Annotated in this window: 4 protein-coding genes; all 4 read right to left on the reverse strand. The window is 72.2% G+C overall.

What is annotated here, in order from left to right:
- Positions 1–113 precede the first annotated feature (113 nt).
- Positions 114–869 (reverse strand): SDR family oxidoreductase, encoded by a 756-nt coding sequence (locus tag G6024_RS07165; RefSeq protein WP_069389274.1) that lies wholly within the window; start codon positions 867–869, stop codon positions 114–116.
- Positions 866–1,741 carry a DNA-formamidopyrimidine glycosylase family protein gene (locus G6024_RS07170; protein WP_069389275.1) on the reverse strand — a complete coding sequence of 292 codons (876 nt, stop codon included), beginning with the start codon at positions 1,739–1,741 and terminating at the stop codon, positions 866–868. The genes G6024_RS07165 and G6024_RS07170 overlap by 4 nt, the downstream gene beginning before the upstream one ends.
- A gap of 3 nt (positions 1,742–1,744) precedes the next feature.
- Positions 1,745–2,656, reverse strand: a complete 912-nt coding sequence (locus G6024_RS07175; RefSeq protein WP_069389276.1) for a cation diffusion facilitator family transporter — start codon at positions 2,654–2,656, stop codon at positions 1,745–1,747.
- 78 nt (positions 2,657–2,734) lie between these two features.
- A partial coding sequence (locus G6024_RS07180; protein WP_159148370.1) for an ATP-dependent helicase occupies positions 2,735–7,414 on the reverse strand: 4,680 nt, incomplete at its 5' end.

A 7,414-nucleotide genomic window follows, 5' to 3' on the forward strand; every position in this document is an offset into this window, starting at 1 on the left:
CTCCACGAACGCCTCGACGAACTCATCGACCCGCCACCCTTCTGACACCACGAGGGCCGCGCCGGGCATGACGGCGCGGCCCTCGTCGGCGCCCGGGTGGGGCCACCAGTGGGTCAGACGAAGCGGCGGCTGATCTTCTCGGGCAGGAGCGTGAGCAGCGGCCCGATCGCCTTCCACGGCTTGGCGGGAACCAGCGCGCGGGTGGGCTCGGCGTCGATCGTCTTGACCAGCGCGTCGACGCCCTCGTCGAACTCGGTCATCAACGCGGTCTTCACCGACCGGTTGATGTCCGTGCGGATATACCCCGGGAGAATGTCCGTCACCTTGATCCGGCTGCCCGCACTGTCCAGCTCGGCGTAGAGACCCTGCGCCAGGGCCGAGACGAACGCCTTGGTCGCGCCGTAGGTGTTCTGCGCCTTCGGCATGCCGCGCAACGAACTCACCGACGAGATGAACACCAGGTGCCCCTCACCCCGGGTGAAGAGCCGCTCCATCGCCGCCTCGGCCTGGTTCAGCGTCCCCACCACGTTCACCATGGCGGTCTCCCGGTTGGCGTGTGCCTTCCCCGTGCCGATCGAGGCGCCCTTGCCCAGCCCGGCGTTGAGTACGAACCGGTCGATGCCGCCGAGCTCGGCGTCCAGCTCGCCGAACACCCGCTCCACCGCGTCACCGTCAGCCACATCGAGCTCGCGGACCGCCACCGTGATCGAGGGATTCGCCGCCAGCAGTTCGGCTCGGAGCTCCTCCAGGCGGTCCAGGCGCCGCGCGCACAGCGCGAGGTTCTTCTCCTGCGCGGCCCAGCGGCGGGCCATTCCCTCCCCGAGGCCAGAGCTGGCACCGGTGATCAGAATCGTTTTGCGGTCGGTCACGAGTTCTCCTCCGTTGGCGATGCGCCCAGTGTGGCACGACGCGGCTGGCAGGACGGGCAACGGTAGGCGATGCGATCCAGGGAGTCGCTCGGTTCGTCCGGGTCCGCGAGTCCTCCGAGACGGAACGTCTCCACCTCGGTCCCGCACCGGCGGCACGGCTTGCCGTCGCGGCCGTACACCCACAGCTCGCGCCCGCGCCGGGTGTCGCCGGTCGTCACCCGGACTGTGCGGTCGGCGTTGGCCACCAGCATCCGCCGCGCCAGTGTGACCATCGCACGGAGGTCCGGCACGACCTCGACCGGATCCCGCGGGTCCACCCCGCGCAGGAAACACAGCTCCGCCCGGTAGACGGTCCCGATCCCGGCCAGATTGCGCTGGTCGAGCAACGCCTCGCCGATCGTACGAGTGGGTCGCTCGCTGATCCTCCGCACGACCTCGTCTGTGCTCGTCACCGGGTCCCAATCCGCGCTGAGGAGATCGGGCCCGAGGTGGCTGACGGCGCGGTCGGCCTCGGCGGGGGTCAGTGCGCGGAGCAGTCCGAGTTCCGTGCCCACCACCTCGACGTCACCGGCACGCAGGAGCAGCCGGACGGTGTGCGCGGGGAACCGCCACCGGTCCCCCGCACGCAGGACGTGGATGCGGCCCTCCATCTTGAGGTGGATGTGGAGGGTGACGGGGTCACGGCCCTCATCGTCGGGGCCGACGACGACGAAGAGGTGCTTCCCCCGGGACCGGGCCGTCACCACCGACCTGCCCGCGAGATCGACGGCGGCGAATCTCGGTACACGGAGCTCGCTCCTGTCCAGGGTGCGGCCGGCGAGGGCCTCGCGGACCCGCGCCGCAGCCCGGTGCACCGAATCACCCTCGGGCACGGTTCACCACCCCAGTTCGCGGCAACCGACGACCCCGGCGGTCTCGATCTGCACCGTCACGTGCTCGATCCCGTGCTCCTCCAGGAGGACGCGCCGAGCCTCGCCGAGCACCTCTGAGTGATCTGCGACCGAGTCGACCACCAGGTGCACGGTACCCACGTCCATTCCCGAGGTCAGTGTCCACAGGTGCAGGTCATGGACCTCCTCGACGTCACGCAGGGCTCCGAGCTGGGCCTCCACCTCCACCGGATCGACTCCGACGGGTGCGTGCTGGGCGAGGACCGCGACCACCTGCCGTCCGAGCACCACCGCGCGGACCACGATGAACACGGCGATCGCCACCGCGACCATCAGGTCCCACACCGTCGACCCGGTCGCCCGCATGAGCAGCGCCGCCACGATCACACCGACGGACCCTGCCGCATCGGCGAGCACCTCGAGGTACGCGCCACGCACTGCCAGACTCTCGTCGGACCCGCTGCGCAACAACAGCAGGGAGATGACGTTGATGACGAGTCCCAGCGCGCCGACGACGAGCATCGTCCCGGTGGCGACGGAGGCGTCGGAGCCGAGCCGACCGACGGCCTCGATCAGGACGTATACGCCCATGCCGAGCATGATGAGCACCGCCAGGCCGGAGGCGAATATCTCCACGCGGTAGTGGCCGAACGTCCGGCGGCCTGATGCGTCGGGCCGGGTGGCGACCACCGTGGCCAGGAGGGCCGCGCCGAGTGCCACCACGTCCGCGCCCATGTGGCCGGCGTCGGAGAGGAGGGCGAGGGAGCCGGAGACCAGGCCGGCGACCAGTTCGACCCCGAAGAACGCCGCCGTCAGGGCGAACGCACCCCCGAGGCGCGCCCGGTATCGCCCACCGGCGTGGCCGGAGGGACGACCATGGGAATGGCCCGCACCCATTCGACAACACCCCTTCCAACACATGCACTAATGCGCATACTCTAACTATTCGCCGCGGCCGACTCAAGATGTGGATGTTCAGCGGCGGATCCGCAGCCCCTTGGGAGTGATGCCGAAGCCGGCGGCCTCGAACGCCGCGGCATGGGACGAGGTGTGGACGGGCTCGCCACCGAGGGTGGTGACGGTGAGCGCGCCGACCGCGCCGGACTTCACGGTTCCGGCGAGCGCCGTCGCAGCGGCCGGGACGGCACCGGCGCGGTCGTCGAGGACCAGGACGGTTCGCCCGCCGCGTTCGACGAACAGCACACACACTCCGTCGACCAGCACCACCAGAGCTCCCGCCTTGCGACCGGGGCGGTGTCCGGACCCGTTCCCCGTCCCCTCGCCGCCCATGTCCCCGTCGCTGCGGGCGCGTGCGGCGGGCCAGGGCAGGGCCGCCCCGTAGGGGTTGGCGGGGTCGGTCGCGGCGAGGACCCGAACGGCGGGCTCGTCCGCACCGGATGGCCAGTGGGCGTCGTCGGCGGTGTCGTCGAAGGTCCGCAGCCGATCGATGGTGTTGCCGGCGGCGAACTGGGCGGCACCGAGGCCGTCGACGAAATACCCGCGCCGACAGCGGCCCGAGTCCTCCATCTGCGCCAGTACCTTGTACACGGCCGCGAACCCGCCGGGGATCTCCTCGGCCTCCACCGCGCCCCGCGTGACCACACCATGACGCAGTAGCAGAGTCTCGGCCCAGGCGTGGGCCCGCAGCGTCGCGTCGGTGACCGGCTCCGGCACCAGCGACCAGCGGCCGGCGAGCAGGGGCGGCGTCCTCGTACCCGCGGCGACGGAGTCGTTCAGTTGGGCCATGGTCGTCCTGCCCAGCCGGGCACGGCGCGGTCGAGCGGAGGACCTGGGCGAACGATGCGCGGTCCCCGACCCCGAGGATCCGCCGCCGGCCAGCACCGCGCGCAGCGGCGCGAAGGTGTCATTGGTGACCGCTCCGTCCCACACCAGATCCCACAGTGCGTCACGGACCGCGGCCTCGGTGATGGTGAGCACGGGGTCTGTAGTCGCAGGGTCTGTGTTCGCAGAGTCTGTAGGTGCAGGGTCTGTAGGCGCGGGGGCGGCCGCGTCTTTCACCTTGGCGACGATGTCGCGGAAGAACAGGGCGCCGCCGCGCAGGGACTCGACGACGGCGAGGTGGACCGGCCCCTCCGGCTTCGGTCGATCGAGGGGCAGGGTCGCACCGGCCGAATCGGCTGGGTGCAGGGAGACCCAGCCGTCGCGTGAGCCCGCCCGACCACGCCCGCTCCAGATGACCTCTCCCCCGGCCAGGAGTTCGTCGAGCATCGTCGGTGAGTAGTCCCGCACCCGGGGTGCCAGGATCAGCGGTTCGAGAGCGGAGGCGGGCACCGCGAGTCCGTCGAGCTGCTCGATCACGGCGAGCACCCCGTCCACGCCGAACTCCACGCCGGACTCGGCGCCCGACTCGGCGCCGGCTCCTGTGCCCGCACCCGCTCCGCTGCCGAGGCTCTGCCAGCCGGGCAGGAAGCGGCCCAGCGCGGAGTGCGAGACCGGTTCGATCTGCGATCGCAGTGCGGCAAGCGAGCGGCGGCGGATGTGCCGCAGGACCTCGGCGTCGCACCACTCGGGGCCCGTCGCGCCCGGACGGAACTCACCGGCCAACAGCACCCCGGAGGAGGTGAGCCGATCGAGAACGCCGCGGGCGACGGCCACCCCGAGCCCGAAACGCTCGGCGACCGCGTCGACGGTGAACGGGCCGTGGGTGCGCGCATAGCGCCGGATGAGCTCACCGAGCGGGTCGGTGACATCGCCGAGGAACGCCGACGGCACCCCGGGCGGCGGCGGGACACCCAGTCCATCGCGGAGCCTGGACACGTCTTCGACGCCGGCCAACCACGTCCGGCCGGAATGCTCGACGGTGACCACGCGCCACGCCTCGGCCAGGGAGGCGAGCCATGCGGGGGCGGCGTCGGGGTCGGTGGACCGGGCCGCGACCTCCTCGGCCGTGAGCGGGCCCAGCAGGCGCAGGAGATCGACCACGGCCTCGGCGTCGCGGGCGGCGCGATCGGGCTCGAGGTGCTGCAGCCGCCGTTCGATCGAGTCCAGGACCTCGATGTCGAGCAGCTCGCGCAACTCGACGCGACCGAGGAGCTGCCCGAGCAGCGACGGGTCGATCGCGAGCGCCGCCGCCCGCTTCTCCGCCAACGGCGAGTCGCCCTCATAGAGGAACGCCCCGACGTAGTCGAACAGCAGCGACTGCGCGAACGGCGAGGCACTGGGTGTGTCCACCTCGACGATCCGCACGGTGCGCGACTCGATCTCGGTCAGGATCCGCTCGAGCGCCGGGACGTCGTAGACGTCCTGCAGACACTCGCGCACCGCCTCGAGGATCATCGGGAAGTCCGGGTAGCGGCGGGCGACGTCGAGCAGCTGCGCCGACTTCTGCCGCTGCTGCCACAACGGCGCCCGCCGGCCGGGGTCGAGCCGGGGGAACAGCAGGGCGCGCGCCGAACACTCACGGAAGCGGGAGGCGAACAGTGCGGACCCGCCCACGTGCCGGGTGACCAGGTCCACCGCCTCCTCGGCCCCGATGGCGAACGTCTCGGCTCCCGGGCGTGCGCCCACCTCGCCGTCGTCCCCCATGTCCGGTACCCGGAGGATGATGCCGTCGTCGGACACCACCGGCACCGCGTCGAATCCGTGCGCGGCGGCGAGCCGGGCGCGCACGGCCTCCGCCCACGGCCAGTGCACCCGCGCCCCGAACGGCGAGTGGAGAACCACCCGCCAGTCGCCGACCTCGTCGCGGAAACGCTCCACGACGAGCGTGGTGTCGCTGGGTACATGACCGGTGGCCTCGCGCTGTTCGGACAGGAAGCGCCGGAGATTGGTGGCGGAGTTGGCATCGAGGCCGGCGGCGTCCAGCCGGGCGGTGGCCTCCGCGTCCGTGCCGCCCGCGACCTCCCGCAGGAAGCCGCCCAGCGCGCGGCCGAGCTCGGCGGGCCGACCCTGGTCGTCACCGAGCCAGAACGGCAGCCGACCGGTGCCGCCGGGCGCGGGGGTGACCAGCACCCGGTCATGGGTGATCTCCTCGACGCGCCAGCTCGAGGCCCCGAGCGCGAACACGTCACCGACGCGGGACTCGTAGACCATCTCCTCGTCCAGCTCCCCGACACGGGTGGCCTTCTCCCCCACCATGAACACGCCGAACAGTCCGCGGTCCGGGATCGTGCCGCCCGAGGTGACGGCCAGCCGCTGGGCGCCGGGGCGGCCGGTGAGCGTCCCCGCGTCGCGGTCCCAGACCAACCGTGGCCGCAATTCCGCGAAGTCCGCCGACGGGTACTTACCGGCGAGCATGTCGAGCGTGGCCTCGAACGCCGACCGCGGCAGCCCCTGGTACGGGGCCGTGCGCCGGACGGCCGAGAACCACTCCTCCACGTCGATCGGCTCCAGCGCACACGCCGCCACCGTCTGCTGGGCCAGGACGTCGAGAGGGTTGGCGACAACCGACAACTCCTCGATCGCACCGGCGAGCATCCGCTCCACGGTCACCGCGCTGTGGACCAGGTCCGCACGGTGCTTGGGGAACACCACCGCCCGGGAGACCTCACCGACCTGGTGACCGGCACGGCCGACGCGCTGCAGCCCCGACGCCACCGACGGCGGTGACTCGACCTGCACCACCAGGTCCACCGACCCCATGTCGATGCCCAACTCGAGGGACGAGGTGGCCACCACCGCCCGGAGCCGGCCCGACTTCAACGCGTCCTCGATGAGCGCCCGGCGCTCCTTGGACACCGACCCGTGGTGCGCCATCGCCAACTCCGGCGGTGCGCCCCGCGTGACCTCCGAGGGCACCATCACCTGCGCTGGCGGTCGGGCCGGGGGCTCGGGCAGGGACCCGGGGTCGGTGTCCTCGGCGTAGATCTCGTTGAGGCGGGCGGTGAGCCGTTCGGCCAGGCGACGGGAGTTGACGAAGACGATCGTCGAGCGGTGCGCGGTGACCAGGTCCACCACCTGCCGCTCGACGTGCGGCCAGATCGACCCCTGCCCCGGCGTGCCCGGTGGCGCGGAGACATCCGGGGCGGCCGAGGACAGGTCGGTCATGTCCTCCACCGGGACCCGGACGGACAGCTCGAAGCTCTTGTCCGACCGCGGCGCCACCACGGTGACCGGGCGCTCACCCGCCAGGAAGCGGGCCACCTCGGAGTGCGGCCGGACCGTCGCCGACAACCCCACCCGCTGCGCGGGCGCGTCGAGCAGCTCGTCCAGACGCTCGAGGCTCAGCGCGAGGTGCGCGCCGCGCTTGCTGCCGGCGACCGCGTGGATCTCGTCGATGATGACCGTGTCCACGTCCGTCAGGGTCTCGCGGGCGGCCGAGGTCAGCAGCAGGAACAATGACTCGGGCGTGGTGACCAGGATGTGCGGTGGCCTGGCCCGCTGGCGGCGTCGCTCGTCCGGCGGGGTGTCACCGGTCCGGATCCCCACGGTCACCTCCGGCGTCTCCGTGCCCAGCGCCGCGGCCTCCCGGGCGATCCCCGCGAGTGGCGCCCGGAGATTGCGCTCGACGTCCACGGCCAGCGCCTTGAGGGGGGAGATGTAGAGGACACGGGTGCCGGGGCCGGACGCGCGGGCACTCCCGGCGGCACTGCCCGGGTCGGGTTCGGCCGGCCCCAGGAGCAGTCCGTCGAGCGCGGCGAGGAACGCCGACAGCGTCTTGCCCGAGCCCGTCGGCGCGACGACCAGGGTGTGGGC

This window comes from Dietzia maris, from assembly GCF_014144855.1.
Lineage (GTDB): Bacteria > Actinomycetota > Actinomycetes > Mycobacteriales > Mycobacteriaceae > Dietzia > Dietzia kunjamensis.

Excerpts from the sequence above, each read along its gene's own strand:
- G6024_RS07175 (WP_069389276.1), bottom strand. The coding sequence starts at position 2,656 with ATGGGTGCGGGCCATTCCCATGGTCGTCCCTCCGGCCACGCCGGTGGG.